This window comes from Dehalobacter sp. TBBPA1 (assembly GCF_040931655.1).
Lineage (GTDB): Bacteria > Bacillota > Desulfitobacteriia > Desulfitobacteriales > Syntrophobotulaceae > Dehalobacter > Dehalobacter restrictus.
Genome location: NZ_CP162385.1, coordinates 1,657,438 through 1,677,357 on the forward strand (window position 1 = coordinate 1,657,438; position 19,920 = coordinate 1,677,357).

The following is a 19,920-nucleotide window of genomic DNA, read 5'->3' on the forward strand; positions in this document are numbered from 1 at the left end:
ATCCCCTTCCTACATGATTTGAGCAAGTTTACTTTTAAGGAATCCGGTTAATCCCTCGAGCGCGCTTGCCTGATCCTTAAAAAATGCTTTTACTTCCCTGTCGTGAGCCATCTCACTGAACATTTCACATTTCCTCATTGATACTTCGCTTTCAACTAAAGATCTTGTTATCATTCCCTGATCGAGAATTTTCTTGATTTCACTTTGACTATGCTGCATGATATCCCACCTTCCAAAATTCTTAAGTATTTTAGAATTAAGTATTTTCAGGATATACAAAAACAGCTGAATTTATGCATTATTCCCTGTCATAATAATAAAAACAACATGGGTTTAACAGATAAAACCCATGTTGTTTTTATTATATTAATGTTTCAGACTCGTTCGATCGTTTTTTTTGTTAAATCTTCTTAAACTGATAGTCCTGGTCATAATCCACGAGTATTTTGGTGCCTTCTGGAAATTCACCCTGCAGAATCTGTTTAGCCAGCAGATTCTGGATCCGCTGCTGAATCACTCTCTTCAGCGGTCTGGCTCCGAATACGGGATCATAGCCTTCTTCTGTAAGCATGTGCAAAGCCTTGTCGGCTAAAGTCAGGGTAAGTCCTCTTTCTTTGAGGCGGTTCCGAAGCAGGTCAAGCTGAATTTCCACGATCCGGATAAGATCTTCTTTCTTTAACGGATCAAAGATGATGATCTCATCAAGTCTGTTGATAAATTCCGGCCGGAAATACTGGCTTAACTCGGCTTCGATCGTTTTGCGGATCAATTCCGGACTGCTGTGGTTTTCATTCATTTCCCGGATCTCCTGTCCGGCAATATTGCTGGTCAGGATCACAACCGTATTCTTGAAATTGACAATCCTGCCCTGGCCGTCTGTGAGTCTGCCGTCATCAAGTAGCTGCAGCAGAACATTAAAGACATCACCATGCGCTTTTTCAACCTCGTCAAGTAAAATGACGGCGTACGGTTTTCTGCGGACTGCTTCCGTCAGTTGTCCGCCTTCATCATAGCCGACATAGCCGGGAGGGGCCCCAATCAGCCGGGCCACGGAATGCTTCTCCATATATTCCGACATGTCAATCCGGATCAGGGCTTGTTCATTATCAAACAGAAATTCTGCCAGGGCTTTGGCCAGCTCTGTCTTCCCTACTCCGGTAGGGCCGAGAAACAGGAATGAACCCAGCGGACGGTTCGGGTCCTGCAAACCGGTACGAGCTCTCCGGACCGCATCAGCTACCGCTTGGACAGCTTTGTCCTGACCGATGACCCGTTGATGCAGGTTTTCCTCCATCGTAATCAGTTTCTCGGCTTCACTTTCCAGAAGCTTGGAGACTGGGATATGCGTCCATTTGGCAACGATCTCAGCAATATCGCTTTCCGAGACTTCCTGCTTCAACAGCGTATTCTCCCGGCCCGATACGAGCTGTTCAAGTTCGGCCAGCTCTTTCTCAAGCTTGGGCAGTACGCCGTACTGAAGTTCGGCAGCCTTATTGTAGTCGTATTTTTGCTGGGCATTTTCAATCTCCACCCTCGTCCGGTCAATATCTTCCTTCAGCTTGTGAATATTGCCCAATTTTTCGCGTTCTTCCTGAAGCTGGGCCTCTAGGGCGCTTCTTTTTTCCTTCAGGTCCCCAAGTTCCTTTTCAATATTGGCCAGTCTTTCCTGACTCGCTTTGTCTTTTTCTTTTTTCAGCGCTTCCCTTTCAATCTCGAGCTGCATGACTCTGCGTTTGATATCGTCGAGTTCCTGCGGCTCACTGGTGATTTCCATCCGCAATCTGGCCGCTGCCTCATCGATCAAGTCAATCGCCTTGTCAGGCAGGAACCGTTCACTGATATAGCGGTCGGAAAGTATACTCGCTGCGATGATCGCACTGTCGGTAATCGTGACGCCATGATGCGTCTCATAACGTTCTTTCAAGCCCCTCAGGATCGAGATCGTATCCTCGACTGTCGGCGGTGCAACGATCACCGTCTGAAAACGTCTTTCCAGCGCCGCATCCTTTTCGATGTGCTTACGGTATTCGTCCAAGGTCGTGGCTCCGACCATCCTGAGCTCCCCGCGGGCCAGCATCGGTTTCAGCATATTGCCGGCGTCCATCGCGCCTTCGGCAGCTCCTGCCCCGACGACAGTGTGCAGTTCATCAATAAATAAAATAATATTTTCGCGGCTTTCAACTTCCTTTAAAACAGCCTTCAGCCGCTCTTCAAACTCCCCGCGGTATTTGGCCCCGGCAATCAGTGCGCCCATATCAAGGGAGATTACTTCTTTATTCTTAATCGCTTCAGGAACATCACCGCGCACGATTCTTTCGGCCAGCCCTTCGACAATGGCCGTCTTTCCTACGCCTGGTTCGCCAATCAGAACCGGGTTGTTTTTTGTCCGGCGGGACAGAATCTGCAGTACTCTGCGGATTTCCTCATCCCTGCCGATAACCGGATCAAGTTTTCCTCTTCTGGCCAGTGTCACGAGGTTTCGGCCGTACTGTTCCAAGGCAGCATAGGTCCCTTCCGGATTTTGACCGGTAACCCGCTGAGATCCGCGGATTTCCTTTAGAACTTTCAGCAGGGCTTCCCGGGTAACTCCGGCTTCTTTCAGGGTCTTTCCGGCCTCTCCGCCGGCCTGATCAACAATGGCCAGCAAAAGATGTTCCGTGCTGACATAATCATCCCCAAACGGTTCCATCTGGTCATGGGCGTTCACCAGTACTGTTCTCATTCTCGGAGAAATGCTCAACTGAGAAGCCGCTCCCATCATTCTGGGCAGTCTCGCGATGCTGGATTTGGTCTTCTCGCTGACGCTAGCTAGCGAAATATTTAATTTATTCAGAATCTGAGGCACAACGCCTTCATTTTGTTCCAATAAGGCCAGTAGCAGATGTTCGGGTTCCACCTGACTGTTATGGTTACTTTCTGCGTTGTTTTGCGCAGCGATGATTGCCTCCTGGGATTTCTGGGTAAAACGGTTGGTATCAAAAGCCATGCGTATCACTCCTTTGAGTTAACATACCGGTATTTGTGGTAGGTCAACGGAATATATAAATAGGTAAGCATATTTGGGTCTGGTCTGCATGCCACAATACCGCTTTCGGCAGATTGCGCCCTCCATGCTCCGCTTGACGCCGGTAATTGCGGCATGCAGACCTAACTCTGGAGTAATCAGGTGTTTCTTTCCTGGCTTAATTCCTGAAGCGTACTCATTTCTTTCTCAGACATCTCTTCGGGCAGGACAAGCGTAATCTTTGCGTAAAAATCGCCGAAATGGCCCGGTTTGTTGAGAATAGGCATTCCTTTCCCTCTCAGACGGAAACTTTTTCCGGTTTGGGTGCGCGGAGGAATCTTGATGGATATATCTTCGCCTAAGGTTTTGACTCGGGCTTCTCCGCCAAGTACGGCCTTGAAGAAATCGATTTCGATGTTGGCGGACAAATCATCTCCGTCCCGGGTATAGACAGGATGTGGAATGATTTTTACCGTTAACAGAAGGTCTCCTTTGTTTCCGTTTTTCGCTCCTGCTTGTCCCTGTCCGCTGAGCCTAATTTTATTGTTATGCTTAATACCTTTCGGAACAGTGGCTTCAATTCTCCGGCCGCCGACTTCAATCATCCGTTTGGTTCCATGATAGGCTTCTTCAAGCGTAATACTGATTTCACCTTCAATGTCCCTGCCGGCCTGCGGTCTTCTGATCCTATCCGAATAATAATCATCGGAATCATCAGCATAGCCTGCTCCCATGCCAAAGATCGAGGAAAAGAAATCAGAAAATCCCCCCATGCCCCTGCCGGCATCAGAGCCAAAACCTCTGTCCCCAAATGTTTCCGCGAACTCTTCCGGCGTCATTGTACGGGTATAGCGGTTGCTCCCCGGTGATTCCTGCCAGGCCGACCAGTCAAAAGAATTCCCTCTGCCGCCGTGCGACTGCCATTGCTGGTAGTTTGCCCTTAAATCATCATATTTTTGTCTTTTGGCAGGATCGGATATCGCCTGATAGGCTTCATTAATTTCCTTAAATTTCTCTTCTGAGGCTTTATCACCCTGGTTTAAATCAGGATGATACTTTTTGGCCAGTGCCTGGTATGCTTTTTTGATGGCCTTATTGTCTGCATCCGGAGAAACGCCTAAGATTTGATAATAATCTTTAAAATCCACTGTCTTCACCACCTCAAAACTGCTTTCCTTACCCATTAATTGTATTATATGCAAAATTCCTTTAAAGGTCAATATTGGTCAGACATATATTTGTCTTTAGCTGACCTTGCAGAATCTTCGTCTATATGCGTATTCATCCGTATGGTTTTAATGTTAACGGAAACTTATACCCATAGTTTCAAACACTTAGGGATTACCCGGTATGCCTTCGGACATACCCCCGGGATCTCCCCGTCGGTTTCAAAAAGTATGGAATCCGGCATATGCAGTGCAATTTCCTTACAGCGGAACACTTGGACTTCAGGAAGATGGATATGTTGACCTTTATAAAGCAGCGGAAAGCGTGAAAAGAGCCTAGACAGCTTCATTTCTTTTATCACAACCAGATCGAACAAACCATCATCCAGGCGGGCATCAGGCGCAATACGCATTCCGCCGCCAATATATTGACCGTTGCAGACCATAAGCCCCCAGATATTCCCTTCCCAGAATGTATCCTGGTCCATTTTCAGAGAAACGCAGACGCTCTTGTACGATAGAACAGCTTCTAAAGTACTGGTCAGATAAGAGAGCTTGCTGCCCATCGCTTTACTCCGGCAATTGGTCCTGTGGACCGCTTCCGCGCCGACTCCGACATTGGATGCATTCAGAAAATAACGTGTCCGTTCTTCCCCTTCAAAATTCAGAAAGTCAACTCGGCCAAGATCAGAAAGAATGATATTGGGCTCCTTCAGCATCCTGATCAAGGCTTTCAGACCTTTTTCTTTGCCTGTTTTTATTGTCCTTACAAAATCGCCGCCTGTTCCCTGTTCAAAAACAGCCAGTTCGATATCGTCCGCAACAAGCCGGTCCTTCTCAATAAGACCATTAAGCACCTCATTGACAGTTCCGTCTCCGCCGACCGCAATTATCCTCCGATACCCTTCGTCTAGAGCCATACGTGTTATTTCTGTTCCTCCCCCGGAGCGGGAGGTCAGTGCATAATCCACCTGTATTCCTGCCTGACGAAGCCGCTGATAATACCCTGGCCAAAGTCCTTGCGTTCTTCCATTTGCTGACCGGGGATTCACAACAGCAAACCATGATTTTTGCTGGCTCATTTTCATCTTCCTATCATCTTAGTCTTTCTCGGTCTTTTTCTCGATCATTTTTCTCTGTTCATCTGCTGACGTGATTTAGTTTTCAAACATATTGTTTCGCTAATACCGAGAAATTCCCTTTATGCGCAAGAAATTATTTTTCTAACAATTCAGAATCAAAATCCTGAATTTTCTTTGGCTTTCCTTCAGTCACTATCCTTGCCAAAAAACTGCAGCATATTCATACATTCCATTTCCTTCCCCGGATCTGCGGCTATTCATAAATCAGGCCCAAATGGTACAAAATATTGATTACAATGGTTTCATCAAATAAAATAGAATCTCAAAACCAGGCATTCATTTTTTTAATGCCATAGGAAGAATCTAGAAAATATAATAAGGAGGTAACTAAAAAATGATGCGAGGCTGGTATGGACCAGATGGAGGCTGGATGATGGGAGGAAATTATTCCTGGATGGGATTTGTTGCCATGATCATCCAATTGCTTTTCTGGCTAGGAATTATTTATCTTGCAGTTAGGCTTATTAGAAGTTATTTGGACAGAAAGAACACCTCCGGTAAACCGGAAGACCGCGCTATGACCATCTTACGAGAACGATATGCCAAAGGGGAAATCGATCTGGAAGAATACAATACCCGAAAAGGTGAGTTAGAGAAATAAAAGCACATCATAATTATAAAATATCAAGGGAAAATCCTTGATATTTTACATTACCTTTGCGCATTTTTAATTATCGAAGCCTAAAAATATAACGATTAATTCGGGGTAATTTTAGATGTTAATAATTATGAATAGATTTAATACGTTAGTTCCTCATCCGCAATAAGGTTACATAATTTATTAAGATCGTAAATCTTTATGACTTTTTTATTCTTTTTTATGATGCCTTCTCTACTAAGATAAGTAAACAATTTACAAACGGTCACAGGATGGGTACCTGTTATTTTGGCAATCATTTTTTGTGATATATTCTCAACCGCCAACTCATAATGGTCATTCACCCGTTTTCCTTTTGTGAGACATAGATCATATAGAAAAGAGAATACCCTAGACGAAGAACGGCATTGATATAAGTCCCTTGCTTGATGCTCGAAGTAATGAACTTTTTGTACGATATTCAAGATGAATTTTTTTAATAAATTAGCATCCTGCGACAATATTTCAACCATCATATCTAAAGTAAAAAAATACACAATGCAATCTTTTACTGCAGTAATTTGAAATTCATGATCATCATTTGGGTTTATGGCCACCCCAATACAGTTCTTACAAATTTCAAAAAGATACTTCTCCTCACCAGTCCGCGATACTATACTCGCTTCAAGTTGTCCTGAAATCAGATAAATGATACTATAAAAAGGTATACCGGGCGAGATGATCTTGCTTCCCTTTATAAAAGTATGCAGGCTTCCAAGGGAAGTATACATATTTAGCTCTTCAATGGGATCAAATACTGGAATAATAGGTATCTTTATTTTATTATCTGGTATTTTCCTGTTTTCCAAAGTATTCCCACCTTTTTAAGAGAAAATATAAACTATTAGGCTTAATACTGATTATTTTTTAAATACCGCTTCAAATAGTTATGCCAGATTATAGAAGTTTATCAAAGTGCATATTATCAATGGTAGCCACAGGCTACCCTCAGCGTCAGGATGAGAATGCAGTAATCTAATCTGATATAATACTTGTCATAGCAAACCTCCAAAGTACTAGTTATTGGGTTTGTAATTTATTTTCATTATACCAGTTATGGTAATTTTCTTGTTGTTTTAAGCCTAGTTTTCTAATATTTAATTATAATAGGTTGTGCGTAGTCTATTTGCTGAAAACAAAAAAGTCATTATAAAAAGAAGGAGGATTTTCTCAAATGACGCTTGGATCTCCATAATATTTTTAATGTAATGAACATCTGTTTTCATATATCTTTAAGCGGCAAGATGAAGCTCCAGCCGCTTAAAGATATACCTAATAAGGAAACTGAACTTATTATTGCTTAGCAGCTAATACCTCTCGGGCCATTCCAGCCACCATTTGAATTTCTCAATTTGTTCCGTTCCATAGCCAAACATATCATCAATCTGTTTGAGTAATCTGGATGAGGTCTCACCTTTACTGCCGATCCATGTACCTGCATCATGGAACCAGGAGTTTTCTTTAGAGTCCCAGGGGCATACCTTCATACACATGCCGCAGGAAGAGCCTTCTTTATTCGTTGACCGGAATTCTGTACATTTTTTCCAGTCACTGTTCCAACGCAGGTAACCATTATGCTCAACTGGATCTTTATCAAAAGTGATTGCACCTCCAGGGCAATTTTCGGCACATTTGCCACATACCCGGCAAAAGTCTAGCAAGCCAAAATCAATAGGGTTATCAGGAACGAGCGGCAAATCCGTGGTTACAGCTCCGCCCTTATGGCGAAATCCCAGCCGGGGATGAATCGTACAGTCACCTGTTCTGGATAGTTCACCCAATCCCGATGCTATGAGGCAGGGGCCCAAGACTAATTCGAAGTTGCCAGCATGCTGTGCTCTGGCATTATAACCCAGGTTACGAATATAACTCGCTAAGATGACAGCAATAACAGCAGATGCATGGTATGAGCGAAAGGATTGGCCAGCACTGATACCATCATATCCAGTCGAACCTAACATCGTTTCCAAATGCTGGTCAACTACAAAAGTAATCACATAGGGTAGACTCTCCGTGACGGGAATTGACTTAGATAAATCATCCTTAAACAAATCATCCTGACTAGGGTTCCTATAACTATAATACGCATAAGGGGGCATCTTACCGATCCCAACTTCGTCAGCCCGCAAAAAATACGCACAATCCTTAATGTGTTGGGACATTTGTGCAGGATCAGGAATCGACAGCTTTTCAGGAGACGGCTTACCGCTAACCAGTGTGTCTGGACTGATAGCACCCAGAAAACCCACAATTGCGGCATTGAAAGGATGCTTAGTAACGAAATGAAAACCACTGGATTCTATACGAGCCTGGGGTGAAAGTTTGCCGCGCATCGCATAACTGAATCCTGTGTCCGCTTCATGGGTCTTTTTAATAGGTCCAACGATCTTTGAAGTTCCGAGCCATTGATCGTTATTCTCAACAAATCGGACACTAGCGCCACCATAATCTACATTGGGGTGCAGCTTGGATTTGGCTCCGTTTTGAGAACCTGTCTGGCTTGCCATAGCTTCTACCGGCAAAACTCCGATTGCGCCAACAATCCCTGCCGCCAGTGCAGAAGCAGCCCCTGCCTTCAAAAATTTACGTCGGTTCATTTGGGATCCTTGTTCCTGCTGTTTTTTTTCTTGTTCCAAAGATTTTAACATTACTTTTCACCTCTTAACTCGTCAAATTTGGACTTTTCTGTTTCTTACCTTGACCTATCAATCCCACTAATCTTGCTAATACGATTCCGATGATGACAGATAACCCAAAGAAGAGAAAGATTCCGGTACTTGTAGCTTTGACATGACCAATCCGAGCATTAAGGACAATGAAAGATAACCCGATACAAGTAATTAGAAACCATATCAAATACAGAGACCAATTAAGCACAGTTTTCTTTTTGTCCGCCTTATTTGCGTAAGGTCTCAAGGCTAAAATACCTGCTAAAAAAAGCATTCCAACAATAAAAATGAGAACTACATTCAACACTTTAACACCCCCTTTCCATACTTTTTCACATCGAGTCTATAAAACAATCTCGAATCACTAGTATTATATCTCTGTAATACATGATTTCTCTTAGTGGCCACTAATTGCTGATTATTTTTCAAATACAGGAACTTTTTTTTAAAATAAATAAAGCTAGGATGTAGCGTCATACAGCGACATCCTAGCTTTCCCATCGATCGTTAAGTTCAAATATAAGTCATGGCAACTCATAATTGATGCTTATGGGAAATAAAAACTGATAGATATCTAAATTACTGATATTTTATATTACCCCTGCCCAACAGAATTAATATGTTAATTCCTCATTTGCAATAAGGTTACATAATTTATTGAGATCGTAAACCTTTATGACTTTTCTATTCTTTTTTATAATGCCTTCTTTACTAAGATAAGTAAATAATTTACAAACGGTCACAGGATGGGTTCCTGTTATTTTGGCAATCGTCTTTTGTGACACATTCTCAACCGCTAACTCATAATAGTCATTCACCCGATTTCCTTTTGTCAGACAGAGGTTATATAGAAAAGAGAATACCCTAGCGGAAGGACGGCTTTGATAGAAGTCCCTTGATTGATACATAAAGTATTGCGTTTTTTGTATAAGATTCAAGATAAAATTTTTTAATAAACGCGTATTCTGCGATAATATTGCAACCATCATGTCCAAAGGAAAAAAACAGACAGTGCAATCTTTTACTGCAGTAATTTGAAATTCATGATCATCATTTTGGTTTAAAGCCACCGCTATGCCGTTCTTAAAAACTTCAAGCAGATACTTCTCCTCACCATTCCGCGATACCATGCTCACGTCAAGTTGTCCTGAAATCAAGAAAATAACATTACTAAAAGGTATGCCGGGCGAAACGATCTTGCTTCCTCTTGCAAATGTATGCAGGCTTCCAAGAGAAGTATACATGTTTAGCTCTTCAATGGGATCAAATGTTGGAATAATAGGCATCTTTATTATACAATCCGGTAGTTTCCCGTTTTCCAAAGTTATCCCCACCTTTAAAAGAAAATATCCTATGGTTACTCTCATTATACCCGTTATGGTGGTTTTCTTGTTGTTTTAAGCCTAGTCTTCTAAAATTTAATAGGTATTAGTCCCTTGAAAGGGATGGGAAAGTTGAGGTACATTACGATGGGTTGAGCGAAGGCTATTTGCTGAAACCAAAAAAGTCATTAGAAAAAAGAAGGATGATTCTTTTCAAATGACGATTAAATCTCTGCAATATTTTTTGATGAAGACCCATTGCAAGTAATAAACATCTGTTTTCGTATATCTTTAAGCGGCAAGATAAAGCCCCGGCCGCTTAAAGATATACCTAATGAGAAAACTGAACCGATTATTGTTTGGCGGCTAATACCTCTCGGGCCATTCCAGCCACCATTTGTATTTTTCGATCTGTTCCGTACCATAGCCGAACATATCATCGATTGTCTTAAGCAATCTGGATGAGTTCTCACCTTTACTGCCGATCCAAGTACCTGCTTCATGGAACCAGGATTGTTCCTTTGAATCCCAAGGGCATACTTTCATACACCTGCCGCAGGAAGAGCCTTCTTTGTTTGTTGACCGGAATATGGTGCATTTTTGAGCGTCAGAGTTCCATCGCAAGTATCCATTGTGCTCGACTGGATCATCATCAAATGTAATAGCGCCGCCTGGACAGTTGTCAGCACATTTTTTACACACCCGACAAAAATCCTGCAAGCCAAAATCAATGGGATTATCGGGAACGAGCGGCAAATCCGTGGTTACAGCTGCACACTTATGGCGGAATCCCAGACGGGGATGAGCTACGCAGTCTCCTGTTCTGGATAGCTCGCCCAATCCCGACGCTATCAGGCAGGGACCCATGACTGCTTCATAGTTGGAAATATGATTTGCCCTGGCATTATAACCCAGGTTACGAATATAACTCGCTAAGATGACAGCAATAACACCGGACGCATGATATGAACGGAAGGATTGACCGGCACTGATACCATCATATCCAGTCGAACCCAACATCGTTTCCAAATGCTGGTCAACCATAAACGTAATGACATAAGGCATCCTCTCTGTGACCGGAATTGACTTAGACAAATCATCCCCATTCTTAAACAAATTATCCTGCGAAGGGGACCTGTAACTATAATAAGCATAAGCGGGCATCTTGCCGATTCCAACTTCGTCAGCCCGTAAAAAATACGCGCAATCCTTAATGTGTTGGGACATTTGTGCAGGATCAGGAATCGGCAGTTTTTCAGGAGCCGGTTTCCCGCCGCACAGTGCGTCTGGACCGATAACACCGACGAATCCCATAAGAGCAGCATTAAGAGGATGTTTACCAACAAAGTGATAGTGGAAGGATTCTTTTTGAGCTTCGGGGGTTAGTTTACCACGAATAGCATAATTGAATCCTGCGTCTGCTGCATGAGTTTTTTTAATAGAACCGACGATCTTTGAAGTTCCGAGCCATTGATCATTATTCTCAACGAACCGGACAGTGGCACCACCATAATCTGCATTGGGATGCAGCTTGGATTTGGCTCCGTTTTGAGAACCTGTCTGGCTTGCCATAGCTTCTGACGGCAAAACTCCGATTGCGCCAACAACCCCTACTGCCAGTGCCGAAGCAGCCCCTGCTTTCAAAAATTTACGTCGATTCATCTGGAATCCTTGTTCCTGCTGTTTTTCTTCTAGAAATTTTGACATTACTTCTCACCTCTTAACTCGTCAAATTAGAACTTTTTTGTTTCTTACCTAGACCTATCAATCCCACTAATCTTGCTAATACGATTCCGATAACGATGGATAGCCCAAAAAAGAGAAAGATTCCGGTACTCGTAGCTTTGACATGACCAATCTGAGCATTAAGCACAATGAAAGATAACCCGATACAAGTAATCAGAAACCAGACCAAATACAGAAACCAATTAAGCACAGTTTTCTTTTTGTCCGCCTTGTTTGCGTAAGGTCTCAGGGCTAAAATACCTGCTAAAAAGAGCATTCCAACAACAAAAATGAGAACTACATTCAACACGTTAACACCCCCTTTCCATACTTTTTCACATCGAGTCTATAAAATAAACTCAAGTCACTCGCATTATATCTCTGTAATACGTAATATCTCTTAGTAGCTACTAATTAGTGATTATTTTTCTAATTCCAGGAATTTCTCTGTTTTTTTATTTAAAATAAATCTATAAAAAATAAGCTAGGATGTAGCGTCGTACAACGACATCCTAGCTTTATCATCGATCTTTTCGTTATAAATATAAGGTTTTATTTTTCATCTTCCTTATTTCGTCTAAAGCTCTTCTCCGAAAGCATCCTGCGTTTTCTAATGATCCGGCAGACCAGCCAGATCAGCAGCAGAACCGCCAATACCGGCAGCGCATAGCCGATGAAGACCAACACATAGTTGAGCGCATTCCAGAGGAAGCTTACAGTCTTGATCAGAGCATTCTTCACGGCAATCAAGGTATTCTTCAGCGATATCGGCTGCCAGGGATTATTGACCGTCAGGTCGTTCCGGGCCTGCTCAATATTGATGGTGACCTGGGAGTATTCCACCCGGTTATCATAGTATTTAAGCTGCCCTTTCAGGCTTTCAATCTCTTGTCGGACAACAGCCAGGGAGTTTTCAATTTTTAGAATGTCTTCGACAGAATTCGCTTTTTGGAGAATTTCCAAATACCGTTTTTCCTGAGCCTCCCAAGATCTTAAACGGGTCTCTGTATCAAAATAAGCCATCGATACATCTTCGGTATTCTGGTGTTCATTGACGACGATGCCGAACTGAGAAATACTGTTTTTAAACGTCTCAAATTGTTCTGAAGGTATTCTTAAAGAAAGAAAAGCCGTCACACTGTCGTCATAATTGGTCCGGGTCGATTCGGCGACGTACCCGCCGAGAGTCTTAGCTTTCTCCTCGAGTGCCTTTGACGCAACTTTGACATCATCTGCCTTCAGGGAAATATTGAGCATATAAATGGTTTTCTGCCGGGAAAAATCATATTCTGCAGATCCATTTGGAACTGAATTCTCCAAACTTTTTTTCTGAGCATCAGATCCAGTAAACGAAGGAGAAACCGAATTAGCGGAGTCAGTTGCTACCCCTCCGGTAGATTCAGTCGCAACACCGGCATCAGGAGGGCTCACTGCAGATCCATTCGCCATATCATCCGTGGCACGATCTGTTGTCGTTTGCAGTGAACTGACCTGTTTCTGCAAACCATCCCCCATCAGGATTCCATTTACGCCAAGACCAACGGCCAGCACTACGACAGCGGCACAGCCGATCAATGCAAATGCTTTTTTATTTCCATATAAAAGTTTGTTTTTTAGCCGTGCTGCGAGCGCAGATAATCTGTTCTTCTTTTGCCGTGTTTGCAAGAAAGGAATGCTGGTATTGGCTTCAGCAGCTACGAAGGTCATGTTTTCCAGCGGCTGATTTTTAACAGAATCCAAAATTTTTCCCCGGGTTTTATCTTTGATCCGCTCCTTAAGACCGTCGTCCTGATAGACATAACCAAAAAATTTCTTAAGACGCATGAGATCACCATCTTCTTCCCACATGGCTTTTATTTTATCTTCAGACATCAGCATTCACCTCCAGCCACTTCCGCCTGATAGGCTGTCCGGAAACTTTTTTTGGCCCGGTAGAGCAGGCTGTCTACCGCCTGTTGCGTGGTACCGAGAATTGTCGCCGTTTCGGATGCGCTGAATCCATCGATCAGCCGTAATTGGATCACAGCTACTTGATGTTCTGTCAACTGAGAAAGGGTATTACTTACAGAAAGGACAGTACCCAGGTCCTCCCCATAATCCCTGCTGTTATTTGCATCCTGGATCTCTTCTGTAATCGGAATCAGATTAACCTGTTTCCTGCCCCGGTAAAAATCCGCGATATAATTCGAAGCAATTTTTAACGCCCAGCACTTCAAAGAGCTTCTTCCCTCAAAGCCGGCCAGTGATCTCCAGACCTTAGCCATGACTTCGGAAGTAACATCTTCAATTTCTGATGAAGGAATCCTCAGACAGACAAACCTGTAAACAGACGGGAATAGTTCCTCATAGATTTCATCAAATGAGACCTCTGTTTGATTCATACCCAGACCCACCCCCTTAAACCGAAACATTGAATTCTACCCGGGCAACAGTATAGACGGAAAGATCAGTGTATTTCTGATTCAAAATTTTTTTTAAAAATGAATATCCCCAGAATCATGGAAATGACAACCAGAAATGCCGGATTTAATCCAGGCCAAATCAGCATAATGGCAAAAGCTGTAATCCCCAGGACCCAGGTCACTTTATCCTTAAAAGCACTCTGACCCATCTGCAGCGCCGACTGAGCCAAAAGCACTACAACGACAGGTCTGACCCCTTTCAGCATAGCCTGCAGTGCAGGTGAGTCAGCATAGTTGATCAGCAGGTGACCCAAGAATATCATAATAAGCGCCGTCGGCAGAACAGCGCCAATGATTGCAGCCAGCGCCCCGCTCCAACCCTTGACTCTATGTCCGATCATTCCTGCCAGTTTCGTCGCGATCGGTGCCGGCAAAGAATTGGATATGGCCACAACGTTTGTAAAATCTTCATTGGTAAGCCATTGATATTTGTGCACCGTTTCCTTCTGGATGATCGGAATCATGGCCGGCCCGCCGCCGAAACTAAAGTTACTGGCTCTGAAAAAAGCAATAAATAAGTCCCAAAGCACTTTCATGTCATACTCCCAAAATCTGAATTTGAAATGTTCAAACCGAGCAAATCAATAGATCAGGTAACCGATGACCATGGAAAGGACAATCAGCAATACCGGATGAATTTTAAAATAATACAGCGCTGCTGCAGACCCGACCGCGATCAATACAGTGGTATAATCCAGAGGCACTTGAATCTGAAAAGCATCAACAGCCATTTCATAAGCTACGATGATCAGCAAAGCAGTCACAACGGGTCTCACACCGCTCAACGCGGCCTTCAAATTACTGGAATTCGCATATTTTTTTAAGATACCGCCTAAGACAATCAATACAAGTACTGTAGGCAGGATCGTTGCCAGCAAGGCGACAATCGCTCCCGGCCAGGAAGCAACCTGATAGCCTAGATAGGCCGCTACTTTGGTTCCAAGCGGCCCGGGAAGCGCATTTGCCATGGCAATAGCATCAGCAAACTGCGCATTGGTCAGCCAGTGATGATTATCAACGGTCTCTGCCTGAATCAACGGAATCATCGCCGGCCCGCCGCCAAAGGACAAGTTGCTCGCCCGAAAAAAAGCGATAAACAAATTCCACAAATCGGTTGCCATTTGTTCTCCTTCTATTCCTGTTCCTATCTTGTCATGATGCTTTAACCCAATTCAATTATAGCAAACGTTTTTGGTCTTTCAAATCAATTCAAAAGTGCCCTTTTTCATCCAATAAGCTGTTGTCATGTTGACGATGAAATGACATAACACGGGAACCCAGAGTGTTAAAGAAACGGCATAGGCAACTCCGAGAAGGATCCCCATCAAGAAGACTTCCACAAGGATAAACACCTGGCGCCAATATCTGTAGTGAATCAGCGTAAAGACAACAGCCGTCAACCATAACCCTAAAATTGGCTGAATCATGCCTCTGAACAGGAATTCCTCACTGAAAGCACCGAGGAAAAATATTGGAAATAGCTCTGTCAGTGAGAATTTGTCCATCAGGATAAGGTTAATCTCATCAAACAGCCTTTCCTTCGGCAGATATTTCAAGAAGAAAAATTGAAACGCAATCAGAACGGCACAGCCGACGGCCAACGTAATCAAGGCTTTACTTAAACTACCGATCGTGAACATTTCTGCCAGCACGATTTCTCTGTCCAATGATTTCAGCATGACCCAGAGGCCCAGGGCAATAACAATCAGGATCACCTGCGATAACAGGATATTCAAACCTAGCATCTTTTTAGATATTTCCATCGCCGTTACATCCTTTCCAGCAGTCCGAGCGCAGAGCATGCCAGAACCCGGGTTCCTATGCTAAGCGCCTCTTCATCAATATTAAAGCACGGATGATGGTGCGGATGGCTGATCCCTTTCCTCTTATTCCCCGCTCCGATGAATATCAGCATGCCGGGTAAGCGATGAAGATAAGCGGAAAAGTCTTCACCCCACATCACCGGATTGGCTTTAACCAATGCTTTTGCTCCGAATTCTTCTTTTAGTATTTCCGTTACTTTGCCGACAACGGAACTGCTGTTAACAACAGGATCATAACCGAGCTCATAATCGAAGGTGTATTTTGCGCCATAAGCAATACAGATTCCTTTAATGATATTTTCCATTCGTTTCGGAACTTCCAAACGGGTGTCCCTGTCAAATGTCCTGACGGTTCCTTTCAGGTCTACCCGCTCAGGTATGATATTAAAGGCCGAGCCCCCTTGAATATTCGTAATAGACAAGACTACGGATTTCAGAGCGCTGGTCTGACGGGATACGATATTTTGCAGAGCGGTAACGATCTGTGCACTGATCAATACCGGGTCGATGGTATCCTCCGGCATCGCGGCATGACCTCCTTTACCCCATATCGATATTGTAAAGTTGTCCGGGGCAGCCATTAAAGGGCCCGAGGCTAAGCCGATCTTGCCAGCAGGCAAAGACGTAAAGAGATGAAGGGCAAGAATCGCATCGACCCCGTTCAGGAGACCAAGTTTGACAAGATCTTTGGCTCCACCGGGATGTTTTTCTTCAGCATGCTGAAAGATGCAGCGGATTTCTCCTTTCATGTCGGATCTTAGTTCCGCAAGAACTTTTGCAGCCCCGACCAGCATGGCCGCATGTCCGTCATGACCGCAGGCATGCATGGTTCCAATATTTTGGGACCGGTAAGGCAGATCGTTTTCTTCCTGGATCGGCAGTGCGTCAATATCACTCCTGAGCGCTACCATTTTCCCCGGCATACTTCCTTTAATGGCAGCCAGAACACTGGTCTCTGTCGGTCTCGACACCTCAATGCCCGGAACTTCATGCAATCTGTCGAAGATCATATCTGCCGTATGATACTCCTGAAAAGATAATTCAGGATAGCGATGAAAGGTCCTCCTCAGATCGATGATTTCTTCGTTCCTTTCGGCAACAAGTCCGCTAATGGCTGTGATTCGTTCGTTTTCCGGCATATCGTCAACTCCTGTATCGGATAAGTATCACCCATTAATTCTCCAAAAATGTGCATAATCCTTGAAACGCCGGACTTTAATTGGCCGATCGGCAATGAATACAAAATTCTTTGGTTAAATTTCTTGCATTATGCCGGCATTCTGCTACGATAGATTCAGATAAATAGTAAACACGGACAACGATGTCCTCGGGATTTAATCCCGGGGACTATTTTTTTTTGCAAATACTGTTTATCAAAAATAATTGATCAAAGAGGTGGATAAAATGAAAAAAATTGAGTGTATTATTCGTCCAGCCAAATTGGAAAATGTGAAAGAAGCCCTCGGAAAATTTGGTATCAAAGGAATGACGGTCACCAACGTAATCGGCTGCGGACTGCAGCAGGGAAAAACAGAAGTATACCGTGGAAATGCCTATACCATCAATCTATTGCCCAAATACAAAATCGAAATTATTGTCCCGGACGAATCTGTGGATAAAGTTATCGAAATCATTACCGAGACTGCCAGAACGGGAGAAATCGGTGACGGAAAAATCTTCGTCTATGATGTGCTGAATGCCGTACGGATCAGAACAGGAGAATCGGGAGAAAAAGCCGTCTAAAAGATATAAATATAAAAAAAATATATAATGAGCTTTTCCAGATATGTTACTTCCTAAAATATAAGCAAACAATTACCGGGTTTAAGAAAATCAAATTCACAAATAATAAGAACGACTCCCAAACAAAAAAAACTTATATTTTAAGGAGGAAAATGACATGGCTGGTGAAAGAAATTCAAACACGCCTGCCGTCCAGGGTGTAGGAAAAGGATTGGATCAACTGAAATACGAGATCGCTAATGAAATGAACGTTACGCTGGGTGCAGACCGCACTTCCCGTGAAAACGGAACTGTCGGCGGTAATATGACCAAACGCATGATACAATTTGCTGAGCAGCAGTTGAAAAACGGACAGAGAATCTAACTTCTATTTGTTCACTTTTAGAAGCAACGTACAAGAAGCATTCCTTAATCGGAATGCTTCTTTACTTTCATAAAAACAAGAAATTCTCACCATGTTTCCAAGATTATTTCCAAGATTATTTATTCATCTTTGCCCAGCTGTCCCGCAGTCCGACGATCTGGTTAAAGACCGGATGATCACTGGAATGGTCTTTCAAGTCCGCACAGAAATAACCCTGTCTCAAAAATTGATATTTGCTGCCGGGATCAGCTTCTTTCAAACCCGGTTCAATTTTGCATCTTTTTAGAATCTGCAGGGAGTCCGGATTAATTCTGGCAAGGAAGTCGTCGCTCTCTGCAGAATCATCCTCCGTATACTGATCATCCCTGATCAGATAATCATACAAACGTATCTCGGCATCTTCGGCATGGGCCGCCGAAACCCAGTGAAGCGTCCCTTTTACTTTTCTCGAGCTTGCCGATCCGCCGCTTTTGGTGTCCGGATCATACGTACAATGGATTTCTATAATCTGGCCATCTTCATCTTTCAGGACTCTTTCACATTGAATAATATAGGCATGTTTTAGCCGGACTTCATTACCGGGGGAAAGACGGAAGAATTTTTTGGGCGGCTCCTCCATAAAGTCCTCGCGTTCAATATAAATGGTTCGCGAAAACGGGATCAATCTGATTCCTGCCTCCGGATGCTCCGGACTGTTCTCTGCTTCCAGGAATTCATCCTGGTCTTCCGGATAATTGATCAGGACAACCTTGATTGGATCCAAAACAGCCATGACCCTCTTGGCTTTGGAATTCAGATCTTCACGCAGGCAATGTTCCAGTAAAGCAACATCGACAATGCTGTTGGCTTTAGCTACCCCGATACGATCGCAGAAATCTCTGATCGCTTCCGGCGTATAGCCTCTGCGCCTTAAACCGGAGATCGTCGGCATCCGGGGATCATCCCATCCCTGAACATAGCCGCCTTCAACCAGCTGACGAAGCTTTCTTTTGCTCATGACTGTATTCGTCAGATCCAGACGTGCAAACTCATATTGCCGGGGCCTGTCCTCTTCAATCAGCTGTTCTGTCAGCCAGTCATAGAGCGGCCGGTGGTCTTCAAACTCCATCGTGCAGATCGAATGGGTAATATGTTCAAGCGCATCCGATAAAGGATGAGCAAAGTCATACATCGGGTAAATACACCAGGTGTCTCCGGTCCGATGATGCGACGCATGCATGATGCGGTAAATCACTGGATCGCGCATATTTAAATTCGGAGAACTCATATCAATTTTTGCTCTGAGCACTTTCGTGCCGTTCGGGAATTCTCCGGCTCTCATTCTTTGGAACAGGTCAAGACTTTCTTCGGCGGAACGGCCCCGGTAAGGGCTGTCCGTTCCAGGCTGGGTCAGCGTCCCACGGTATTCCCGTATTTCCTCTGCCGACAAATCACAGACAAAAGCCTTGCCTTTTTCAATCAGCTCTACGGCAAACGCGTATAGCTTTTCAAAGTAATCGGAAGCATAGTACATCCTGTCCTGCCAGGAAAACCCCAGCCATTGGACATCTTCCTGAATCGACTCGACAAACTCAGTTTCCTCTTTGCTCGGGTTGGTGTCGTCAAACCTAAGATTGCAGCATCCGTTAAATTCCAGCGCGGTGCCAAAATTCAAACAGATGGATTTGGCGTGTCCGATATGAAGATAGCCGTTAGGTTCAGGCGGAAAACGTGTATGTACCCTGCCGTTGTTTTTATTCAGCTTTAAATCTTCCCGGATAATATTTTGAATAAAATTGGATGATGAATAAGAAGAATTTGATGTATTTGATGTATTAATAGCAGTAACCCCCTACGAAAACACTTATATTATCTTAGTATAGT

Annotated in this window: 20 protein-coding genes; 3 read left to right on the forward strand and 17 right to left on the reverse strand. The window is 43.6% G+C overall.

From position 1 onward, the window contains the following. Positions 1–9: 9 nt before the first annotated feature. The 4 genes from AB3489_RS08130 to AB3489_RS08145 all read right to left on the reverse strand — a co-directional run bounded on the left by AB3489_RS08130 (position 10) and on the right by AB3489_RS08145 (position 5,252). A complete protein-coding gene (locus tag AB3489_RS08130; RefSeq protein WP_019226906.1) occupies positions 10–219 on the reverse strand; it encodes a hypothetical protein in 210 nt (69 codons plus the stop codon). Positions 220–400: 181 nt separating this feature from the next. Then, on the reverse strand, positions 401–2,986 hold the full coding sequence (gene clpB, locus AB3489_RS08135; protein WP_368292499.1) for an ATP-dependent chaperone ClpB: 2,586 nt from the start codon (positions 2,984–2,986) through the stop codon (positions 401–403). Between the two features lie 176 nt (positions 2,987–3,162). Further along, a complete protein-coding gene (locus tag AB3489_RS08140; RefSeq protein WP_368292501.1) occupies positions 3,163–4,152 on the reverse strand; it encodes a DnaJ C-terminal domain-containing protein in 990 nt (329 codons plus the stop codon). 164 nt (positions 4,153–4,316) lie between these two features. Continuing rightward, a complete protein-coding gene (locus AB3489_RS08145) occupies positions 4,317–5,252 on the reverse strand; it encodes a diacylglycerol kinase family protein (protein WP_368292503.1) in 936 nt (311 codons plus the stop codon). Positions 5,253–5,646: 394 nt separating this feature from the next. Here AB3489_RS08145 and AB3489_RS08150 point away from each other — a divergent pair, with 394 nt between their 5' ends. Then, on the forward strand, positions 5,647–5,913 hold the full coding sequence (locus AB3489_RS08150; protein WP_368292505.1) for an SHOCT domain-containing protein: 267 nt from the start codon (positions 5,647–5,649) through the stop codon (positions 5,911–5,913). A 137-nt stretch (positions 5,914–6,050) separates the two neighbouring features. On the opposite strand, the gene AB3489_RS08155 is transcribed toward AB3489_RS08150, so the two are convergent. From AB3489_RS08155 to AB3489_RS08210, 12 genes are all read right to left on the reverse strand, one after another. Further along, entirely contained in the window at positions 6,051–6,758 is a 708-nt protein-coding gene (locus tag AB3489_RS08155) for a Crp/Fnr family transcriptional regulator (RefSeq protein ID WP_368292507.1), read from the reverse strand. A 498-nt stretch (positions 6,759–7,256) separates the two neighbouring features. Further along, positions 7,257–8,597 (reverse strand): reductive dehalogenase, encoded by a 1,341-nt coding sequence (locus tag AB3489_RS08160; protein WP_368292509.1) that lies wholly within the window; start codon positions 8,595–8,597, stop codon positions 7,257–7,259. A 13-nt stretch (positions 8,598–8,610) separates the two neighbouring features. Beyond that, a complete protein-coding gene (locus AB3489_RS08165) occupies positions 8,611–8,925 on the reverse strand; it encodes a dehalogenase (protein ID WP_368292510.1) in 315 nt (104 codons plus the stop codon). A gap of 307 nt (positions 8,926–9,232) precedes the next feature. After that, positions 9,233–9,940, reverse strand: a complete 708-nt coding sequence (locus AB3489_RS08170) for a Crp/Fnr family transcriptional regulator (protein WP_368292512.1) — start codon at positions 9,938–9,940, stop codon at positions 9,233–9,235. 366 nt (positions 9,941–10,306) lie between these two features. Beyond that, entirely contained in the window at positions 10,307–11,647 is a 1,341-nt protein-coding gene (locus AB3489_RS08175; RefSeq protein WP_368292514.1) for a reductive dehalogenase, read from the reverse strand. A gap of 13 nt (positions 11,648–11,660) precedes the next feature. Further along, the gene (locus AB3489_RS08180; RefSeq protein ID WP_019225509.1) at positions 11,661–11,975 is read right to left on the reverse strand and encodes a hypothetical protein; all 315 of its coding nucleotides are present in this window, start codon (positions 11,973–11,975) and stop codon (positions 11,661–11,663) included. 242 nt (positions 11,976–12,217) lie between these two features. Beyond that, positions 12,218–13,537, reverse strand: coding sequence for a DUF4349 domain-containing protein (locus tag AB3489_RS08185; RefSeq protein WP_368292515.1), 1,320 nt, complete (start codon positions 13,535–13,537; stop codon positions 12,218–12,220). Further along, positions 13,537–14,046: an RNA polymerase sigma factor gene (locus AB3489_RS08190; protein ID WP_368292517.1), complete on the reverse strand. Its 510-nt coding sequence runs from the start codon at positions 14,044–14,046 to the stop codon at positions 13,537–13,539. Before AB3489_RS08190 ends, AB3489_RS08185 begins: the two co-directional genes overlap by 1 nt. Positions 14,047–14,111: 65 nt before the next feature. Further along, positions 14,112–14,663: a chromate transporter gene (locus AB3489_RS08195; RefSeq protein WP_368292518.1), complete on the reverse strand. Its 552-nt coding sequence runs from the start codon at positions 14,661–14,663 to the stop codon at positions 14,112–14,114. Between the two features lie 45 nt (positions 14,664–14,708). Beyond that, entirely contained in the window at positions 14,709–15,248 is a 540-nt protein-coding gene (locus tag AB3489_RS08200; RefSeq protein WP_368292519.1) for a chromate transporter, read from the reverse strand. A 78-nt stretch (positions 15,249–15,326) separates the two neighbouring features. Further along, on the reverse strand, positions 15,327–15,890 hold the full coding sequence (locus tag AB3489_RS08205; protein ID WP_015042611.1) for a CPBP family intramembrane glutamic endopeptidase: 564 nt from the start codon (positions 15,888–15,890) through the stop codon (positions 15,327–15,329). Between the two features lie 5 nt (positions 15,891–15,895). Next, positions 15,896–17,089 (reverse strand): amidohydrolase, encoded by a 1,194-nt coding sequence (locus tag AB3489_RS08210; protein ID WP_368292520.1) that lies wholly within the window; start codon positions 17,087–17,089, stop codon positions 15,896–15,898. 265 nt (positions 17,090–17,354) lie between these two features. Here AB3489_RS08210 and AB3489_RS08215 point away from each other — a divergent pair, with 265 nt between their 5' ends. Both AB3489_RS08215 and AB3489_RS08220 read left to right on the forward strand, forming a co-directional pair. After that, positions 17,355–17,693: a P-II family nitrogen regulator gene (locus tag AB3489_RS08215; protein WP_025205581.1), complete on the forward strand. Its 339-nt coding sequence runs from the start codon at positions 17,355–17,357 to the stop codon at positions 17,691–17,693. Between the two features lie 157 nt (positions 17,694–17,850). Continuing rightward, complete coding sequence (locus AB3489_RS08220) at positions 17,851–18,057, forward strand: alpha/beta-type small acid-soluble spore protein (RefSeq protein ID WP_019225516.1); 207 nt, start codon at positions 17,851–17,853, stop codon at positions 18,055–18,057. 115 nt (positions 18,058–18,172) lie between these two features. Here the strand turns inward: AB3489_RS08220 and AB3489_RS08225 are convergent, their stop codons facing one another. Then, positions 18,173–19,876 carry a glutamine--tRNA ligase/YqeY domain fusion protein gene (locus AB3489_RS08225; protein ID WP_368294609.1) on the reverse strand — a complete coding sequence of 568 codons (1,704 nt, stop codon included), beginning with the start codon at positions 19,874–19,876 and terminating at the stop codon, positions 18,173–18,175. Positions 19,877–19,920 lie beyond the last annotated feature (44 nt).

What these genes read in the sequence shown, in the direction of transcription:
- AB3489_RS08130 (WP_019226906.1), bottom strand. Translation starts at nt 219, where the DNA reads ATGCAGCATAGTCAAAGTGAAATCAAGAAAATTCTCGATCAGGGAATG.
- clpB (WP_368292499.1), bottom strand. Translation starts at nt 2,986, where the DNA reads ATGGCTTTTGATACCAACCGTTTTACCCAGAAATCCCAGGAGGCAATC.
- AB3489_RS08145 (WP_368292503.1), bottom strand. Translation starts at nt 5,252, where the DNA reads ATGAGCCAGCAAAAATCATGGTTTGCTGTTGTGAATCCCCGGTCAGCA.
- AB3489_RS08150 (WP_368292505.1), top strand. Translation starts at nt 5,647, where the DNA reads ATGATGCGAGGCTGGTATGGACCAGATGGAGGCTGGATGATGGGAGGA.
- AB3489_RS08160 (WP_368292509.1), bottom strand. Translation starts at nt 8,597, where the DNA reads ATGTTAAAATCTTTGGAACAAGAAAAAAAACAGCAGGAACAAGGATCC.
- AB3489_RS08175 (WP_368292514.1), bottom strand. Translation starts at nt 11,647, where the DNA reads ATGTCAAAATTTCTAGAAGAAAAACAGCAGGAACAAGGATTCCAGATG.
- AB3489_RS08185 (WP_368292515.1), bottom strand. Translation starts at nt 13,537, where the DNA reads ATGTCTGAAGATAAAATAAAAGCCATGTGGGAAGAAGATGGTGATCTC.
- AB3489_RS08190 (WP_368292517.1), bottom strand. Translation starts at nt 14,046, where the DNA reads ATGAATCAAACAGAGGTCTCATTTGATGAAATCTATGAGGAACTATTC.
- AB3489_RS08195 (WP_368292518.1), bottom strand. Translation starts at nt 14,663, where the DNA reads ATGAAAGTGCTTTGGGACTTATTTATTGCTTTTTTCAGAGCCAGTAAC.
- AB3489_RS08200 (WP_368292519.1), bottom strand. Translation starts at nt 15,248, where the DNA reads ATGGCAACCGATTTGTGGAATTTGTTTATCGCTTTTTTTCGGGCGAGC.
- AB3489_RS08205 (WP_015042611.1), bottom strand. Translation starts at nt 15,890, where the DNA reads ATGGAAATATCTAAAAAGATGCTAGGTTTGAATATCCTGTTATCGCAG.
- AB3489_RS08210 (WP_368292520.1), bottom strand. Translation starts at nt 17,089, where the DNA reads ATGCCGGAAAACGAACGAATCACAGCCATTAGCGGACTTGTTGCCGAA.
- AB3489_RS08215 (WP_025205581.1), top strand. Translation starts at nt 17,355, where the DNA reads ATGAAAAAAATTGAGTGTATTATTCGTCCAGCCAAATTGGAAAATGTG.
- AB3489_RS08220 (WP_019225516.1), top strand. Translation starts at nt 17,851, where the DNA reads ATGGCTGGTGAAAGAAATTCAAACACGCCTGCCGTCCAGGGTGTAGGA.